A 17649-nucleotide genomic window follows, 5' to 3' on the forward strand; every position below is an offset into this window, starting at 1 on the left:
TCACTCCTGCTGATCCAGATATGCCAGTACCCCCCGCACGTTCAGTCGCATCTCCGCCTCGGCTTTCTCCTCGCCCCACACGTCCGCGCCCGCGGACTCGTCGGCGTGGTCAACGAAGTGCTCGATCACCACCTCGTCGTCGCCCAACGCCGCGCGCTTCTGCCGGACTGCCTCGACCCACTCGACCAGCGTGCGCTTGTAGCCCGAGAGCTTCTCGGCGTCGAACGCCCGCGGGCCGAAATGCGCGAACGCCAGCGTCTCCGGCTCCAGATCCACGATGGTGGAGACGTCCCGGCGCGCCTGATCCAGGTCGAACTGCGGCGGCGGACTGGTCTCCCGAATCGTGTCGACCGCGGGGATGTACAGCCCCGCGGCGTCGCCGGTGTAGACGATCCCCTCGCCCGGATCGTGGAACACGTGCTGATGGGGGGCATGTCCCGGCGCCTCGTGGGCGACGAGCGTGTGGTCGCCGAGATCCACCTCGTCGCCGTCCGCGAGGCGGACCACGCGCTCCGCCGGTGCCGGAACCGGGTCGGCGTAGTAGGACCACTGCTCGCCGACGGCGTCCTTGGTGCCGGCGACGAGGCGCTCGGGGTCGAGCAGGTGTCGCGCGCCGCGCTCGTGGATGTACGCCTGCGCGTCGGGGTGGTCCGAAAGCAGGCGGCCGGCGCCGCCCGCGTGGTCGAGGTGGACGTGGGTGAGGACGACGGCGTCGAGGGAGTCGATGCCCAGTTCCGCCAACGCGTCGGCGATGGCGTCGTAGTCGCCGCCGGTGCCGGAGTCGACGACGGCAGGGCGCTCGCCGTCGATGATGTACACCGAGCCGTACTCGGCGGTGCCGTACATCCCGGTGTCGACGTAGTGAACGTCTGTCGTGTCTTCGACCGCCTGAACGTCGCCGATGGCCATGGGGTCGGGTGGGTCGGTGTGGGGAAAGCCGGTTCGGTTCCGGTGAAGATGATTGGTGGGTTGTCGTGGTGGATCTGTTTCAGAGATGGACACCGACGGCTACTGCGACCGCAACAGCATCTCGTTCGTTGGCAACTGAGAGACCGCAGGGCGCTGGGCACGAGGCCCAGCGCAGCACCGATTCCCCACCCCTCCCCCGCGCTCGCGGCAGGCGCGAGCGCGAGGCGTCCACCACACCGCGGCAGCGGTGGCGCGCGAAGCGTCCGCGCCTCCGTGCGCGGACCGAGCGCGAGGGTCCCGCGAGCGAAGCGAGTGGGACCACGAGGGAGCGAAGCTCCCTCGGAGGACGAGCGAGGGTTAAGTCCGAGCGAGTCGGTTGGGGAGGCGTGAGGCCGCTGAGCGGTCAGCGGTGCGGTACAAGTGGTCAACGATAGAGATGCTGTTCGCGGTCGCCGTCACAAATCCACCCGAAAATCAGCTCACACCCCAAAACCCCACTAACCGCCTACTCCATCAAGAACTCAATCGCGGCGCCCTGCCCGAACCCGACACAGAGCGTCGCCAGCCCCCGCGAATCCCCGCGCTTCTCCATCTCGTGGAGCAACGTCACGGGCAACCGGGCCCCACTCGCGCCTAGCGGGTGCCCCAGCGCAATCGCGCCGCCGTTGACGTTGAACTGCTCGTCCGGGATCCCCAGTTCCTCCTGTGCGTACACACACTGGGAAGCGAACGCCTCGTTCAGCTCGACGAGGTCGTAGTCCTCGATCTCCGTCCCGGCGCGCTCCAGCAGCTCCTTCGTCGCCGGCACAGGCCCGATCCCCATCACCGTCGGGTCGACGCCGGCGACCGCGTTCGTGCCGACCTCGGCCATCACGTCCAGCCCGTGCTCCTCGGCGAACTCCCGGGAGGTGACCATCACCAGCGACGCGCCGTCGGAAATCTGGCTGGAGTTGCCCGCGGTCACCGTCCCGTCGCCCGTAAAGGCCGGCGGGAGGTCCGCAAGCTTCTCCGCGGTCGTGCCGGGACGGATCCCCTCGTCCTCCTCGACGACGCCGTCGTCGACGACTTCGCCGTCTTCGGAGTCCGCCTCCGGCGCACTCCCCGTCTCGATGGGGAGGATCTCGTCGTCGAAACGGCCCGACTCCGTCGCCTCGGTCGCGCGCTGCTGACTCCGAGCGGCGTACGCGTCCTGCGCCTGGCGGCTCACGTCGTACTCCCCGGCGACCTTCTCGGCGGTCATCCCCATCTGTAGCTGGAAGAGGTTGTACTGCTCCGAGAGCTCGGGGTGGAGATGCTCGTAGGAGTCGCCGTCCATCGGCACCCGGCTCATGTTCTCGACGCCGCCGGCGACGATGCAGTCGCGGTTGCCCGCGGCGACGGCGTCGGCCGCGGAGATGACCGCCTGCATCGACGACGCGCACCAGCGGTTAATGGTCGTCGCCGGCGTCCCCTCGCCCAGCGAGGAGAGCAGGGCGATGACGCGGGCGACGTTGTTGTCCTGTTCGCCGCGCTGCTGGGCGACGCCCCACATCAGGTCGTCGACGGCGTCGGCGTCGACGCCGGTGGTGTCAAGCGCGTCCTCGATCAGCGGCACCGAGAGGTCCTCGCTTCGGGTGTCGGCGAAGACGCCGTCTTCCTTGCCCTGCGGGGTCCGACGCGCGTGCACGACGACTGGTGTCGACATACCGCTCGCGTGGGGCGGCGACGGCATAAATCCGACCGAACGCGGGGGCCGTGGTCGAGGGTTCAAAGACGATGAGGCCATTAAACAATCGCCTAGTTCCTCGACCTTCCGTCGTATCCACGGTTAGAATCCAGTTGAGCAAGTGGGATTGAGGGAAGAACCTCCTCAACGAAATACAGTAAAAGACGTACGATGTATGCTACGGCCTCTAAGGGCTAAGATAGGATACATCACATGGATTGACGGGATCTAAGGATGTGCCCGCAGATACACATATATCGTTAAGGACCATCACAATCAGTCAATATCGCCTTGCGCCGATTTGGCGTGTCTCTTACGGTGCAAACGACACGACGGATTTATTGTTTTTTGCATTTTAGAGAAATTATGCTGAACAGGCGGGAGGTGCTTGCGGGGATCGCAATGTCGGCAGTCGGGGTGGCCGGATGCCTATCCACTAGTACCACTACTGCACGTATAGATGACATTAGTCTTCAATCACTCGTTGAACGGGAGGTTACGGTCCATCTTCGGGTAGCGAAGGATGGCGAGGAAATGCTGGACCGAAGTTACACGCTCGCACCTGACAGTGGTACGTCATCAAACCCTGCACCACTTATTGAAGAATCGTGGATGGACTCTCCCGGTACGTATGAGATCACGGTTATGTCCTCGGAAACTAGCCAGAAAGAATCACGGACGGTCCCCAACCGGGGCTCCGGGTGTTATGCGATTATTGTCAGGGTGAGTGAAAACGGCATAAGTATTCCGATGGATTCTGAGAGTTCGGGTTGTTGATTAAAATCAGTTTTTATCCGCCCTTAGGCGCTATTCACGATGTTTGTCTGCTACTAGTGTCATCGGATACCTCTCAATGATTGCGTTCGGTTCCTCTTCGGGCCCCCCAATGGATCGCTTCTCAGCCTCAGTAGGAGTTCGCACACCATACTTTTGCCGCTCTTTATTCGTCATGTCCGATGGGTGTGGTATCTCGTGGAAATCTTCTTCGTGAAGCCCTCGGGTGCGACCAAGCGCCTTACCCTCCCCATGAACGCTCCCAGACGTGTTCCATCCCGTTCGCTGGGCGCGTCGACGGCCCGTCGCGGCCGTGCTGGCGCTCACCGCGCTCTCCCTCCTCCTCCGCCTGGTCGCGCCGCTGTTCGAGCGCCTCGGCCCGACGGCGTTCGCCGCCCGCCTCCCGGTGGCCCTCATCGGCGGCTTCGCGCCGCTGGCAGCGCTGCTGTTCCGGCGTCCGGCGGGCGGGGACGGACGGCTGCTCGACGACGCCGAGAGCGTCGTCCTCGCCGGCCTGCTCGCGGTCACGCCCGGGTCCGTCTACTACTCGCGGTTCATGCGCTCGGACGTGCCCCTGGCCGTCTTCGCGCTGTTCGCGCTGGGCTTTGCGGTCCGGGCGCTCGCGACGGGGCGTCGGCGCCACGTGGTCGCCGCGGGGCTGTTCGCCGGGCTGGCGGTGCCGACGAAGGAGAACGTCGTGCTGTACGCCGCCTGCGCGCTTGGCGCCGCCGCCGTCGCCGTCGGCTGGCCCGCCGTCGTCGCCGGCCGACGGTCGGCAACGACGGCGCGAGCGGCGTCGACGCTCCGGCGCTCGACCGCGCGCGCCGGCGAGGCAGTCCGGTACCACCTCCCGGCCGTCCCGCTCGCCGTGCTGGCGGCGCTCGTGCCGGTCGTGTTCTTCCTCGCGCCGCGCGGGCCCGTCGGCGATCCGGCGCTGGGCGCCGCGCTGGCGGGCGACGCCGGCTGGCTCGCGCTCGTCGAGCGTGCCACCGCGGGCACGTGGGAGACGTTCGCGTCGAGCCACTGGACCGGCGGCCGGAGCCACTCCTACCTGATCTACGCCGGGAAGCTCTGGTTCGTGCTGCTGGTGGGCGCGCTCCCGGTCGTCGTCGGCGCCGGCTACGCCTCCAGCCGGGAACTCCGCGAGCCATCGCGCCCGCTGGTGGTTGGGCTGATCGCGCTACGACCTCGGCCTCTACCACGAACAGGCGGTGGTGGTGTTCGTCGACGAGTCGCGGCTGGACAGCGGTTGATACGCTCTGTTCGTGATGCGTAGGAAGAACTATCACGGAGCGCGGCGACAGAAATGCATGGGCGAACCGAGAACCGCTGGCTCAGCGGGGCGTCGATGGCGTTTCTGAGCGACCCCGTCGACGGCGCACTGAGCATCGTGACCGCGGCCGGGCTGCTAGTCACGTACCACCGCCACGGTACGGATCGGGGCGACCTCCACCCAGTGGCGTCGCCCGTACTCGCGGTCTGTATCGGCGCGCTCAGCGTGTTGCAGGTGCTCCCGAGCGAACCGCGCTGGGCGTGGCTGGGCGTCGCCGCCGTTTTGCTGTCGGCGCTCGCCGTCGAGACGTACACGACGGTCAGCTGGTACTTCGCGCCGATCCTCCGTCACTGCCGGCCGTTCGGCGGGCGGTGAGCCGCCTCATCTCGCCCCCCGACCCCGGTTTCCGACGTGCTTAACCGACTGGACCGGCAACATTATCCAGATGAGCGACCCCGCTGTCGACGTCGTAGAGTTCCTGTTGACCGCCCACACCTATACGGAAGCGGAGGATCTGGACGAGGGCGATCTGCCGCCCCGCTACCGACAGGTGTTCTGGTCCGACGGGTCGATCGAACGCCCGCTCGCGGTCACGCAGGACCGCGCGCGAACCGCCACCGGCGTCGACCACCCGTGGGACGCCGTCTCGGATCTGCTCTTTACCCAGCGCACGGAGTTCTCCGGCGAGATCTCGCTGACCCAGCCGGATATGGCCCTCGAGTGGTACCTCGACCGCGTCGAGGACGAGCGCATCGCGGCCAACCCCACGCTGGCCCACGCCGCCCGCAACGAGGACTCGGTGTCTGTCACCCGCGAGGGGGCCCGCGAGGACAACCAGCCCATTCAGGCCGACCGCGTCTGGATCGACTCCCTGCTCGACGAGTACTTCGACGAGGAGGAGGACGCGGAGATGCTGGACCTGGTCCACATCCTCGCGCCCGAGGAGATCGAGACCACGCTGGACGACCTGGTGTTGACCAACGACCAGAACGACGAGGTCGACAAGATCGTCACCGCCATCGAGAACCGCGACTACCTCGCCAGCATCGGCCTGAGCGAGATCGGGAAGATCCTCTTCGTCGGCCCGCCCGGCACCGGGAAGACCACCATCTCCCGGGGGCTGGCCCACGAACTGGGTCTCCCCTTCGTCGAGGTCAAACTCTCGATGGTCACCAGCCAGTATCTGGGCGAGACGGCCAAGAACGTCGAGAAGACGTTCGAGGTCGCCAAGCGACTCTCGCCGTGTATCCTGTTCATCGACGAGTTCGACTCCGTCGCCAAGACCCGGAAGTCCGACGAGCACGCCGCGCTCAAGCGCGCGGTCAACACCCTCCTCAAGAGCATCGACGACATCTCGCTGGTGCGCGACGAGGTGCTGACCGTCGCCGCCACGAACCACCCCGACCAGCTCGACGCCGCCGCCTGGCGGCGCTTCGACGAGGTCGTGAACTTCCCCAAGCCCGACCGCCAGATGCGCGAGGACATCCTCCGCATCATCACGCGGGACATGCAGATGGCGGCGTTCGACCCCGACGAGGTCGCCGAAGCGACGGAAGGGCTCACGGGCTCTGACCTCCGGATGGTGCTCCGGGAGGCCGTCCTGCAGGCCCTCACCGAGGGTCGTCGCGAACTCACGCAGGACGACGTGATGAGCGCAGTCCAGGGCTTCGAGGAGCGAGACAACCTGAAGAACATGGACGATTTCGATAATTGGACTGGCTCACCCGGCTCCGGTAATAAATCCGATAACGAGGGGCACGACCACTCTCACGACGGGTCGCACGAACATGAAGTCGAAACAGAAGCGTCAGACGACTAACTGAAGGTGGTCTGCGGCCCTTGATTCTCCCTCCTCATAGAATGAGCTGAGGGTGATAATCTCCCGTCGGTTTTTCGGGAGAACAGAAAACTTCACCGAAGAGTGGGTGTGCTGATCGCCGCTCGATGTGGTGGAGGTGGTGGTAGATACAGAGGGTGTATCAACTATTCCAACAGAATAAAGGCGTATAGATTGAAACAAGTGAATCGACATGCCCTCCGGGAAAGACCGTTTAGTCATGACAATTTAGGTTTGTTCGTCGTATATGGAGTTCTTCTCGGTGTTGGGACCTTACTCGTCGGCTACGGCATCCGCGACTTCCTTCTCTTCTTGGAAGGGTATACGTTCGATACACGTGGGTATGGACCAGACATAATCCGAATTGTCGTCGTCTCTTCCGTAGGCTGGTTCCTCATGCTCTCCGGACTCATGAAAGCGAGTCTTCTCACCCTGAAATCAAGTTGTGACTGACCACAGTCAGTTATAGGTCCGCAGTAGCTACCTAACAGCGATTTCGCGACACAATAGCCGAAACGAATACCGACCCTCAGCCAGAAGTGGACTCAACATCGAGCGGGGGGAAGCGCAACGACTCTCCTCGATCTGGAGAACTGTCGGTATAGGTACACCTCATGCACTTTCGACTCAGGATCCACAATAGCGAGTCCAGTATATGGGTTCATACGCTGTTGCGGTGCTTCTCCAATATCACGTTCTGAAGCCCTAAAATATTGATTCACTAGAAAGCTATTAACCTCAAGAACATGGACGTCACCAACCCATCCCTGAAGGGGTGGGCTTGTCGGTGGACTCCCGTTCTGGCCGACCCTACTGGACGGCAGGCGAGTAGCCGCCGTTCACGTTCAGCGTCCCCGACTTCAGGGCGAGGTGACGTGTCGCCCCTCCGTGCGGAGACTTTTGCCCCGCACGGAGTAGCCGAAATCCGATGTTCTTCGCCGCGTTGTAGTCTGCGTTGACCTCGTACCCACACTTCTGACAGCAGAACTTCTCTTGCGACGGGCGGTTCTCGTCCAGCGTCGTCCCGCACTTTGAGCACCGTTTGGACGTGTACGCCGGGTCTACCTGCGTGGTTTCGATACCCTCCGCTTCGGCCTTGTACGCCACGTAGTCGTAGAGTCGACGGAACGCCCACGCATGGAACTTTTTCGAGCCCGGCATCCGGTCACGGATGTCCGTCAATTCCTCAAACGCGATCATGTCGCACTCGTGCGCAACAGCTTCCTGAACGATGGCTTTCGAGATACGGTGGAGATAGTCCTCTGCCCACCGTGTCTCTCGGCCGCCCATCTGCTTAATCGTTCGATGGGCCGACTCCGTTCCCGTCTGCTGTAGGTCGCCACGCACCCGCTCGTACTCCCTGCGACGGTGATTCAAGTAGCCACCGCTCCAGAACTGTCCAGTTGATGTGATGGCGATCTGTTCGATACCGAGGTCGACGCCGAGGACTGTGCTGTTCTCCGCGTCACCGTCGTCCGGTATCTCCGACTCCACCTCGGCCTTTGTGCCGATGTGGAGAAAGAACGTATCCGTCGCGTCGCGGTACTGAAGCGTCGCACCTGTTACCTCGTACTCGTCGTTGCGGAGGTACTTGGTCTGGGGGTTGTCGCCTTCGGGCGGCAGGGCGTACTCGGCTTCGACACGTCCGTTCACCGTGGAGAGGGATACGCGGTCGTCGTGGAACGTCGCACTCCGTTTGTCGTAGTGCACCGAGGGCGTCGTGAAGTGTGGTTGCGACGCCTCCTTGCCGTTCTCCCAGCGGGCGACGACGCCTTTAATGGCTTCGGCGGCCCGGTTGCGTGCGGATTGCACGAGGTTCGCTTGGAGTCGAGTCTGTTCGCGCACGTCAGAGTACGTCCGGTCGTGGAGTTCCGTTTTCGAGGTGGGCTTGTAGTCGTCTTGCCATGCGTCTTGAACAACGTAATTGCACGCCAACAGGTACTCCTCAACGGTTTCGTGGAGAAGAGTTGCGTCGCTGCCGTCAATATCGAGTTTGACGATGACCGTTCGACGCACCTCCGCCATACATCATATGTATAGGGGTAGATTCATAAATTCTATGTTGGAATTGTGGAGTCGGATGATCGCATTCTGGTGGTTTGATGCCCAGTGTATCGGCTTCCTCTCACGTCATCAGAACTCGAAGAATTCTGATTGGCTAACGGGACGCTTCGCATCCCGTGAACGTCTAAAGCCCTAGGTTCCGTCTCGAAATTCGTATGATCGACGGCGAGGGCGCGGCCATCGCCGGCGACAACGATCAGGAGCACGAGCACGGCCACGACCACGACCACGACCACTAACGGATCGGTTTGGCCGGACCCCGGGGGTACAAGCCGTCCGCGCCCGACGGCCCCGGTATGGATCGCGCAGCTTTCTTCGACCGACTCGACGAGGAACTCCGGACCGACGCGTACGCCGATATCGACGCCAGCCCGAACGGCCTGCAGGTGGGCCGGCGCGAGGGCGACCTCGAAACCGTCGCGTTCGCCGTCGACGCCGCCGAAGCCACCATCGACGCCGCCATCGACGCCGGCGGTCACGAATCGCGCAGCGATTCGTTAGCCAGCCAGAACGCACCGCGTTCTGGCGACGCCGACGTGCTGGTCACCCACCACGGCCTCGTCTGGGGCGGCCTCGACCGCGTGACCGGCCGAGAGTACGACCGCATCGAACCACTGGTCAAAAACGACGTGTCGCTGTACGTCTCCCACCTGCCCCTCGACGGCCACCCGACGCTGGGCAACGCCGCGGGCCTCGCCGACCTGCTGGATCTCTCGGCCCGCGAGTCCTTCGGCGAGATCGGCACTGAAACCGTGGGCCTGCTGGGTGAGCGTGACGACCCGATCCGGGTGGGCGCGCTCTCGGAACTGCTGGCCGACGAACTCGAAACCGGCGGCGAGGGCGTCCAGACGCTCGCGTTCGGCCCCGAGGAGGTCGAACGCGTCGCCGTGCTCACCGGCAGCGGCGTCGACTGGCTGGACGAGGCCGTCGCCGCCGGCGCCGACGCGCTGATCACCGGCGAGGGGAAACAGCAGGTGTACCACGAGGCTCGCGAGGCCGGGATCAACGTCCTGCTGGCCGGCCACTACGCCACCGAGACGTTCGGCGTGCGCTCGCTCGCGGCGCTGGCCGAGGAGTGGGGGCTGGAGACGGTGTTCGTCGACCACCCGACCGGGCTGTGAGTCGGTAGTCGGTCCCGACTGGCCCCTGAGGATCCGACAGAGAAGCCGCGATAGGTGCTCTTCTCCGACCGCTGAACGGTGCGGTTTTCCCCCTCGATGCGCTCGCTGGCCCATGGACGAGACGACGACGGCGGCCGTCGAGTCGTGGGCCGGGACGGGCGTCGCCGACGCCACGGAACTCGATGGCGGCGAAGTGGGGAGCGTCCACCGCGTCGACCTCGCTGACGGCCGGCAGGTGGTCGCCAAGACCGCCGATACCGACCTCCGGACCGAGGCGGAGATGCTCCGCCACCTCGCGAACCACGGCCTCACAGTTCCCGAGGTGTACCACGCCACAGCAGACCTCCTCGTGATGGCGTTCGTCGAGGGCGAACCCGAGATCACCCGAGCCGTCGAGCGGGATCTGGCGGACCGACTCGCCGCGCTCCACGCCGAGACGGCGCCGACGTTCGGCTTCCCGGTCGACACGCTCTCCGGGAAGCTGGATCTCCCGAACCCCCGGACCGACGACTGGCCGTCGTTCTTCGGCAACCACCGACTCGGCTACATGGCCGAGCAGGCGGTGGAGGAGGGGCTGCTCTCGAACGCCGACGCCGGCCGGATCGAGAGGCTGTGCGCGGAGCTGCCGGAACTGCTCGATCACGACCCCGAGCCGTCGCTGATCCACGGCGACGTCTGGCGCGAGAACCTCGTGACCGACAGCGAGCAGGTGCTGGCGTTCCTCGATCCGGCCTGCTACTACGCCGACCCGGAAGTGGAGTTGGCGTACATCGCGTGGACCGACACCGGCGGCGACGCCTTCTTCGAGCGCTACCCCGACCTGCCGCGGGGCGTCGGCGACCGGCGGCCGATCTACCGCCTGCTGCCGATGCTGGTGCATCTGCGCCACTTCGGCGACGAGTATCTCCAGCCGATTCAGGAGACGCTCGGCGAGTTGGGCTACTGACGGCTTAGCCCGGTGATGGGCAGGAAGAGGCCGGCGACGTAGCCGAGAAGCCCCGGGGGCATTCTCAGTTACTGCCCGAGCGCGGGGAGACGGCCATCTCCTCGATCCGGGCCTGCTCGTCAGCGATGCGCCGGAGTTCGACCGCCATCCCCTCGGCGTCGCCGTCGCTCTCGACGGCCGCCATCCGGTCGGCGGTGCTGGCAAGCAGCGCCGCGGCCTCGGCGACCGTCTCGCGCTCCTCGCTGTCGAGGCGCGAGAGGACCTCCGTGTAGCATCGCTCGGTGGGCTCCTCGGTGCTCATAGCGGCTCTTCTCGGGGGGAGACCATCAAACCACCCGTGGCCGGTCCGGGCTCACGCGACCGCGCGCCGTGGCGAGAGCAGGAACGTCGCCGTGCCCGTGCCGTCGGCGACGGCGAACGACAGTGTCACCGGCTGTTCGGTCCCGAGCTCCATCGCGACCTCGCTCCCGACCGGGATGGGGCGGGCCAACTCCCGGAGGTAATCGAGGCTGAACAGCGACTCCGCGTCGGCCGGCGAGAGCGCGGCGAGGTCCTCGCCGGGGAACGCCAGCGCCACGTCGTCGGTATCGCCCGATGCCTCGACGTAGAACGTCTCAGCCCCGGCGTCGATGCCCAGCCGGACGTGGGTCGAGACCATGTCGGCGGCGTCGACGAACCGCGAGACGTCCCGGCCCTCGAGCGTCAGCGACGCCGGGCAGTCGTAGTTCATCTCGGCGGGGTCCAGCGGCTCGCGGATCGCTTCGGGGTCGATCAGGCCGAGCGTGTAGGCGAGTTCGCCCACCAGCACGTGGAGGCGGCGGCGCTCGGCGTCGAGCACGAGTCGGACCAAATCGCCCGGGTCCGCGAGGCTGACGACGGCTGCGAGTCGTTCCACGTCGATGCCGACCGTCTCGCCGCCGGCCTCGTAGCGCTCGAACGCCTCGGCCGGGAGGTCCAGCGAGACGGCGGCGACGCTCGCGGGGTCGACCGCGCGCACGCGGAGCGCCTCCGGGGCCAACTCCATGCGGCACTCGTCGACCAGCGCGCCGACGACGGCCAGCGATTCGTCGAGTCGGTCGGCGTCGATGGCGGCGTCGACGGCGGGGTCCTGCGGCAGCGAGACGGTGGGGGAGACGGCTTCGGGCATGGACAGGTCCGGGACCGGACAGCCCATAAGGGTTTTTCACAGGAATGCGGTAGATAATCAGTTTCAGAGTATCAAACACAACCTTTATCGAAGTCGTACTCCGTTTCCGGGTATGAGCGACGACGGCGACGCCCGGGAGCGTGGGATCCTGAGCGAGGCCGACCGCGCGTACCTGCGCGGGGAGACGGCGTTCTCGAACGTCCAGTCCGAGCGCAACGCCCGGGCACGGATCCGGGACCGGCTGTTCGAGGCGGTCCGGGATTTCGAGCTACTGGTCGAGCATCTGGACGAGCACGACCGGGAACTGGTGTTCGAGAAGCGACTGGGGAACCTCGCCGGGCCCGAGGCGTTCGACGCGCTGGTGTCGGCGCAGGCGCTGCTCTACCAGGGAATCGGCGATACCGACCTCGACGTCGAGGCGGTGCTGAACGAGGCGGTCAACGTCGCCGAGGCCGGCGAAGGGCGCGCGGCGACGGTGGATCTGGACGTGACTTACGAACGACTGAGCCCCGAGGGGCTGCTGCACAAACTGGAGGAGGGCGGGGAGCTGTCGCTGACGGAGTTGGCGTATCTCCACGGCCACGACGACGTGAGTCGGGACCGGCTGGCGCGGCACGTCGCCGACGACGAAACCGTCGACGACGGCCGGATCCAGTCAAAAGTGACGGAGTTCTAGACGTTGTGAGCCCGGGGTCAGACCGCGTTTTTCGGCAGAGAAACAGCTTCCGCGACGGCGTTTCGATGCTTGGCCACTTGAACCGCACTGCTGACAGCCCGGCGGCCTCACGCCTCCCCAGCCGGTTCGCTCGGGATTAACCCTCGCTCACCCCTCGCGCGCTCGGTCCGCGCACGGAGGCGCGGACGCTTCGCGCGCCACCACCCTGCGGTCATCAGTCGCCACCGAACGAGATGCTGTTACGGCGAGTCTCAGCAAAACACCGCACCGTCGAAAAACCGCCTACCACCCGCTCATCGACCGCTAGAAGTCGCCGTTGACGATGTCGGCGACGCGGCCGGCGTCGTAGAGGTCGTCCTCGGCGTCGTAGAGGTCCTGTGCGGTGCGCTCGGTCACGACCATGTTCGTGATCGGGCCCTGGTAGAGCGGGCCGCCGCGGTAGACGTCGCCGTTCTTGACCGCGGTGAGGTCGCTGGCCACGTCGTGGTTCTCCATGAACGAGACCACGGTGTCCTGGAACTCCTCGGCGGTCTGGGCCTCGTGACCCCGGCAGAGCAGCACGTCGGGGTCGATCTCGAGCAGCGTCTCGTAGTCGACGCTGCTGCGGTCGCTGTGGAAGTCACGCACGTCGGTGTCGGCGAAGGCGTCCCGGACGCCGAGTTCGCGCAGATGCTTGAAGCTCGACCCCTCGCCGATGATGTACGGCGAGAACGATTCGGGCTCGTTGCCGGCGGCCCAGACCACCGCAGCCGACGGGCGCTCGCCCTCGGCGGGCACGACGCTCTCGATGGTCGACTGGAACTCGTTGTGGACCTCGACCATCGCCTCGTAGCGCTCGCCCTCCTGGAACACCTGCGAGAGCTTCTCGAAGGCCTCGTAGAGGCTGTAGTACTGGTAGTCCTCGTGCCAGCCGTAGCCCCGCGAGAAGATGCTGCTGCCGAAGAAGGGCCCGACGTTCTCCTCGATCTCGTCGACGTCGGCCTGCTCCCAGCCGCTGAAGCGGTTCAGCAGGAAGTTCGGGTCGATCACGTGGACATCACCGCCGAGTTCGTAGAACAGCTCCTTGTCCACGCCGTCGCTGTAGAGGTTCCGCATCCCGCTCTTGTCGACGGAGACGCCGTCGATGGCGTCGTAGTACTGGGTGTGGTAGCGGTTGGTGAGCCAGAGCGCCTTCGGCGGCTCCTGACCCAGCGCGACGCCCATGTCGGCCCAACTGCCGTTGTTGGCGACCCACGTCTCGGGGACGCTGTCGAACTCGACCTCGCCGACTGGCTCCATGGAGACGGAGTAGGTCTCCCCGCCAGTCTCGGTCGCGGTGCTGTCGCCGCCGGCACAGCCAGCGAGCAGTCCGCTGGCGACGAGCGCCGCCCCGCCTGCCAGATAGCTTCGACGCGTCGATGTGGTCTCGTGATCCATACGGTTTAGGCCGACCTAAGGGGACAAAAGGCTGCCGGAGTTTAGGCGGGCCGAAAGAGTGTGGGGTGACACTGGGGGTTGGGCCATAGTCGACGACGCGCCGCGACGAGACGCGGCACTGGTCGACGTTATGCTTCAGAAACGCCGAGGAGGGGATTTGAACCACGGTCACTCCGCTCGCGACTGCTCGCGTCACTCCCTGATTCAAATCCCACCGATCAGCTACCACACCTGACAGCGCCGTGCCCGGAGCAGACGCTCCGGGCTGGGCGTGTTGTCTACGGTGAAAACGCCGAGGAGGGGATTTGAACCCCTGAGTCCGTGAGGACAGTAGATTTCGAATCTACCGCCTTGGCCAGGCTAGGCTACCTCGGCTCACCCAATCATCGGCGGGGCTCCGGTTAATCGGTTACGGTTCAGCGCAGCGCGTTCACCAGCGCGACGGCGCCGACCACCAGCAGGAAGACGGCCGCCATCGGCTGGCCCCCGGCAGCGGCGAGGTACACCGCGTAGCCGACGGCGACGGCGACGGTGCCGGCGAGGAACGACGACGCCACGTGGACGACCTCGCCGCGGAACGTCGAACTCTCCTTCCCCAACTGCTCGCCGACGGAGACGGCGTTACTCGCGGCGTCCCACGCGAGCACGCCCGTGAGCGCGGCGACGAGCAGCGGCGCCGCCGGCGCACCCGTGTAGCCCGCGTACAGCACGCCGAGCAGCACGATCCCGGCGCCGTTGGTGATCAGTCGCTGTGAGGGGAGCGCCAGCCCGACGAGCAGCACGACCAGTCCGATTCCGGCGGCGGCGGCACCCGTCGGGACGACGATACCGGTCGCCGCAACCGCGAGGAGGCCGAAGCCGGCCGCGACGGCGATGCCGAAGCGAGACGGTTCGCGCGTTATCTCGCTCATCGCCCCCACCTCCGGTCGCGATGGCGACCGGTCTTGTGGAGGGGAAGAGCGCAGGTCATCGTCCCCACCTCCGAGTCGCCCGCGTTAGCTCCACCGCAAGCGGGCGCTCACCCCAGTCGATCACCCGGATCCCGCGGCTCCGGAGTCCTCGAAGCCGGGCGTCGCGCTCCAGCCGAGCCAGCCGGTGGGGCGTGCTGTCGGCGACCGTCGGGTCCGGGCTGATCAGCGTTAGCTGATGGCCGTAGGCATCGAGGCGCTCGGCGACCGAGGCGATGTAGTCGTCCGCGGCGGGGCTGAACAGCACGACCTGTGCGTCCGCGGGGAGGCGTCGACGGAGCCGCCGTAGCGTGATCGAGGGGTAGAACGGCCCCTCAGCGGGCGCCACCGCGAACGCCGGGTGGTCCGCGAGCATCCGCCGGGTGGTCGCGCGGTGCCGTTCGCCCGTCGACGGCGCAAGCCAGCACTCCTCCGGGCCGTAGCTGGCCAGCCCCACCCGGTCGCCGGTGGCCAGCAGCGCCGAGAACGCCTCGCCCGCGGCGTCGACGCTACGCTCGACGGCGTTGGGCGTCTCGTCGTCGGGCGCGCGGTAGGCGTCCTCCCGGCTGTCGATCAGCAGCACCACCGTCGCCGCGCGCTCCTCGCGGAACGAGACCGTCGATAGCTCGCCGCTGCGGGCGTAGCGGTTCCAGTCAACCCGCGAGAGCGGGTCGCCCCGGCGATACTCCCGGGTGGAGTGGAACTCCAGTCCCGAGCCAGCGACGTCCGTGGCGACCCGGCCCGCGTACGGCGTCGTCAGCCCGCGCAGCGGCAGGTCGCTGCTGGCCGCGAGTTCGGGGAGACAGCGCAGCGTCGTCCCCTGTTCGATTTCGACCGTTCGCTCCCGGGAGCCGCTGGCGTTGCGGACCACCGCCGTCATCGGTTCCCATTCGTGGGTGCCCCGCGTTGCGGTGACGGTGTAGCTGTACGTCGCGCGCTTGCCCGGCCGGAGCGCGGTGCCGAGTCGGGCGGTGCCGTCGGTGACCGAGAGCCCCGGCGGCACGCCGTCGATGAGGCGGAGATCCGGCAGGGTCGCCGACCCCGTGTTCTCGACGGTGATCGAGACCGTTACCTCGTCGTCGGGGGCCGGCGAGGACTCCGAGAGATCGTACTCGACGGTCAGATCGGGCTCCGGCGCGTCGCCGAGGCGGGCGTAGGCGGCGAAACCGACGCCGACCAGCGCGACGAGGAACAGGCCGGGGCGCTGGAACGGCAGGCCGAGCGCGAACGCCGCGAACGCCAGCCCGCCGATCCCGGCCCAGTGGCCGGTGTCGAGCGCGTCGGTGTAGCTCATCGCTCCCCCCCGTGATCGCTCAGTCGCGCTATCTCCCGAACAGTCCGGTCGAGCGAGGCCTTGAACTGCGAGAACGGCGCCGCGGCGAACAGGCGCGCCCGCGCGGCTGGCGGGAGGCCGACCTCCTCGCCGAGGAACCACGCCGCGACCGGGTCGTCGGTCCACTCGCCCGTACGGACGTGTTCCGCTGCCTCGTCCATCGAGCAGCCTGCCGCGTCGGCCACGGCCGCGGCAGCGGTCTCGGCGACGCGCTCTCGAACGCGGTCACGCGGCCGGTCGCCCGCACGGGAGCGCCGGCGCGCGAACGCGAGCGTCTCCGCGAGGTCGTCGCCGGGCGTCGGCGCCTCGTAGCGTCGCTCGGGGTCGCCGGTCTCGGCCGCCTGAATCGGCGTTCGTCGCCGGGAGAAGACGGTGCTGACGGTCTGGAGGCCCGCGACGACGGCGACGAGCAGCACGAACGCCCAGCTCGCCGGAATCGCGCCGGCGAGCCCCTGTTGGAACGAGACCGCCAAGCCGACGAGTACCGCGACGGCGCCGACCGCCGCCGAGAGCCGCAGCCTCATTCCTCACCCTCCGCGTAGCTCTCCTCGATCCGGCGGAGGGCGTCGGCGGCACGGCGCTCTCGCTCCGCAGTCACCGCGCGGTCGCCGTAGCGCACTTCTTCGAACAGGTCCGTGAGTTCGCGCACGTCATCGGGCGCCATCCCGGCGTCGACGGCCGCGGCCGCGAACTCGGCCGGTGTCGAGGACTCCGGGTGCTCGACGGCGAGATGCTCAGTCATCTCTGTCCACGCACGGTACACTTCGTTCCCGAACGCCTCGTCGCCCTCGATGCGGTCGGCTGCCTCGCCGGCCACGCGCCCGACCGCGGCGATATCTGTCTCCTCGTGGTGCTCCGGAACCGGGTCCTCTTCGACGGCGTCGACGACGTCGTCCGCGGAGGCCACGTAGACCAGAATCACTGCCGCGATGATCAGGACGGCCAGTACGACCGCCAGCAGCACCGATGGCTGGCTGGTCGCCGACTCCGCGGCGGCGCCGAGCGACCCGCCGCCAGCCTCACCCGTCGGCGTCTGGGTCCGGTTCGCCGGCTGGCGCGACTGGGGCACCGCCTCCCGGAGCGTCTGACAGCCCGCGAGCGCGAACCAGACGAGGTAGACCAGCGGGCCGTAGAGAATGGCCGTCAGGACGCCGAATCCGAGCGAGTCGGTGCGCCACCAGACGTAGCCCGAAACGGCGGCGACGAGCCCGATCAGCAGGAGTTTCGCCGGGAGGGTCTGCAGGATCTGCATACAGGCGCCGCTGAGTTCGCCGGTCCACTGCATCCCGCCGCCGCTGCTCGCGCTGCCGTTCTGACCGCCGCCGCCGCCGCTCCCGAGGCCGCCGCCGCTCCCGGCGCCGAACCCGGAGCCGGCGTCCGCGTCGGCCGGGTTCTCGAGCGTGGCGCCCGCGGCGCCGATTGCGAGGAGGGCGAGGAGGGCAAGGACGACTGCCACCGCGGTGTCCCGCTGCACGGGGTATGCTAGTCACAACCGAGGTAT

16 protein-coding genes and 1 tRNA gene are annotated in these 17649 nt (G+C 66.8%); 6 read left to right on the forward strand and 11 right to left on the reverse strand.

Annotation, left to right across the window (positions count from 1 at the left end; all coding sequences use genetic code 11):
* Together J2753_RS03985 and J2753_RS03990 are read right to left on the reverse strand one after the other, a co-directional pair.
* Nucleotides 1-909 (reverse strand): MBL fold metallo-hydrolase, encoded by a 909-nt coding sequence (locus J2753_RS03985; protein WP_209490616.1) that lies wholly within the window; start codon nt 907-909, stop codon nt 1-3.
* Nucleotides 910-1414: 505 nt separating this feature from the next.
* Nucleotides 1415-2593 (reverse strand): thiolase family protein, encoded by a 1179-nt coding sequence (locus tag J2753_RS03990; RefSeq protein WP_209490617.1) that lies wholly within the window; start codon nt 2591-2593, stop codon nt 1415-1417.
* Nucleotides 2594-3656: 1063 nt separating this feature from the next.
* Between J2753_RS03990 and J2753_RS03995 the strand changes: the two genes are divergently transcribed.
* The 3 genes from J2753_RS03995 to J2753_RS04005 all read left to right on the forward strand — a co-directional run bounded on the left by J2753_RS03995 (nt 3657) and on the right by J2753_RS04005 (nt 6480).
* Nucleotides 3657-4664: a glycosyltransferase family 39 protein gene (locus J2753_RS03995; RefSeq protein ID WP_209490618.1), complete on the forward strand. Its 1008-nt coding sequence runs from the start codon at nt 3657-3659 to the stop codon at nt 4662-4664.
* A 30-nt stretch (nt 4665-4694) separates the two neighbouring features.
* On the forward strand, nt 4695-5036 hold the full coding sequence (locus tag J2753_RS04000) for a hypothetical protein (RefSeq protein WP_209490619.1): 342 nt from the start codon (nt 4695-4697) through the stop codon (nt 5034-5036).
* 70 nt (nt 5037-5106) lie between these two features.
* Nucleotides 5107-6480, forward strand: coding sequence for an ATP-binding protein (locus tag J2753_RS04005; protein ID WP_209490620.1), 1374 nt, complete (start codon nt 5107-5109; stop codon nt 6478-6480).
* A gap of 828 nt (nt 6481-7308) precedes the next feature.
* Here J2753_RS04005 and J2753_RS04010 read toward each other — a convergent pair.
* The gene (locus J2753_RS04010) at nt 7309-8523 is read right to left on the reverse strand and encodes an RNA-guided endonuclease InsQ/TnpB family protein (protein WP_209490621.1); all 1215 of its coding nucleotides are present in this window, start codon (nt 8521-8523) and stop codon (nt 7309-7311) included.
* A 335-nt stretch (nt 8524-8858) separates the two neighbouring features.
* Here J2753_RS04010 and J2753_RS04015 point away from each other — a divergent pair, with 335 nt between their 5' ends.
* Together J2753_RS04015 and J2753_RS04020 are read left to right on the forward strand one after the other, a co-directional pair.
* Nucleotides 8859-9683, forward strand: a complete 825-nt coding sequence (locus J2753_RS04015) for a Nif3-like dinuclear metal center hexameric protein (RefSeq protein ID WP_209490622.1) — start codon at nt 8859-8861, stop codon at nt 9681-9683.
* Nucleotides 9684-9795: 112 nt separating this feature from the next.
* Nucleotides 9796-10629 (forward strand): fructosamine kinase family protein, encoded by an 834-nt coding sequence (locus J2753_RS04020; protein WP_209490623.1) that lies wholly within the window; start codon nt 9796-9798, stop codon nt 10627-10629.
* A 64-nt stretch (nt 10630-10693) separates the two neighbouring features.
* Here the strand turns inward: J2753_RS04020 and J2753_RS04025 are convergent, their stop codons facing one another.
* Both J2753_RS04025 and J2753_RS04030 read right to left on the reverse strand, forming a co-directional pair.
* A complete protein-coding gene (locus J2753_RS04025; RefSeq protein ID WP_209490624.1) occupies nt 10694-10930 on the reverse strand; it encodes a hypothetical protein in 237 nt (78 codons plus the stop codon).
* A gap of 51 nt (nt 10931-10981) precedes the next feature.
* Entirely contained in the window at nt 10982-11776 is a 795-nt protein-coding gene (locus J2753_RS04030) for a DNA polymerase sliding clamp (RefSeq protein ID WP_209490625.1), read from the reverse strand.
* A 112-nt stretch (nt 11777-11888) separates the two neighbouring features.
* Here J2753_RS04030 and J2753_RS04035 point away from each other — a divergent pair, with 112 nt between their 5' ends.
* Nucleotides 11889-12452 (forward strand): hypothetical protein, encoded by a 564-nt coding sequence (locus J2753_RS04035; RefSeq protein WP_209490626.1) that lies wholly within the window; start codon nt 11889-11891, stop codon nt 12450-12452.
* A 303-nt stretch (nt 12453-12755) separates the two neighbouring features.
* Here the strand turns inward: J2753_RS04035 and J2753_RS04040 are convergent, their stop codons facing one another.
* The 6 genes from J2753_RS04040 to J2753_RS14530 all read right to left on the reverse strand — a co-directional run bounded on the left by J2753_RS04040 (nt 12756) and on the right by J2753_RS14530 (nt 17622).
* On the reverse strand, nt 12756-13868 hold the full coding sequence (locus J2753_RS04040; RefSeq protein ID WP_209490627.1) for an ABC transporter substrate-binding protein: 1113 nt from the start codon (nt 13866-13868) through the stop codon (nt 12756-12758).
* Nucleotides 13869-14158: 290 nt separating this feature from the next.
* Nucleotides 14159-14243 (reverse strand) — tRNA-Ser (locus J2753_RS04045).
* Nucleotides 14244-14284: 41 nt separating this feature from the next.
* On the reverse strand, nt 14285-14779 hold the full coding sequence (locus J2753_RS04050; protein WP_209490628.1) for a DUF7519 family protein: 495 nt from the start codon (nt 14777-14779) through the stop codon (nt 14285-14287).
* A 55-nt stretch (nt 14780-14834) separates the two neighbouring features.
* A complete protein-coding gene (locus J2753_RS04055; protein ID WP_209490629.1) occupies nt 14835-16109 on the reverse strand; it encodes a DUF58 domain-containing protein in 1275 nt (424 codons plus the stop codon).
* Nucleotides 16106-16672: a DUF7269 family protein gene (locus tag J2753_RS04060; RefSeq protein ID WP_209490630.1), complete on the reverse strand. Its 567-nt coding sequence runs from the start codon at nt 16670-16672 to the stop codon at nt 16106-16108. Before J2753_RS04060 ends, J2753_RS04055 begins: the two co-directional genes overlap by 4 nt.
* Nucleotides 16669-17622 carry a DUF4129 domain-containing protein gene (locus tag J2753_RS14530; RefSeq protein WP_209490631.1) on the reverse strand — a complete coding sequence of 318 codons (954 nt, stop codon included), beginning with the start codon at nt 17620-17622 and terminating at the stop codon, nt 16669-16671. Before J2753_RS14530 ends, J2753_RS04060 begins: the two co-directional genes overlap by 4 nt.
* Between the last annotated feature and the right edge of the window lie 27 nt (nt 17623-17649).

Origin of the sequence: Halolamina salifodinae (assembly GCF_017874235.1) — an archaeon.
Classification (GTDB): Archaea; Halobacteriota; Halobacteria; order Halobacteriales; family Haloferacaceae; genus Halolamina; species Halolamina salifodinae.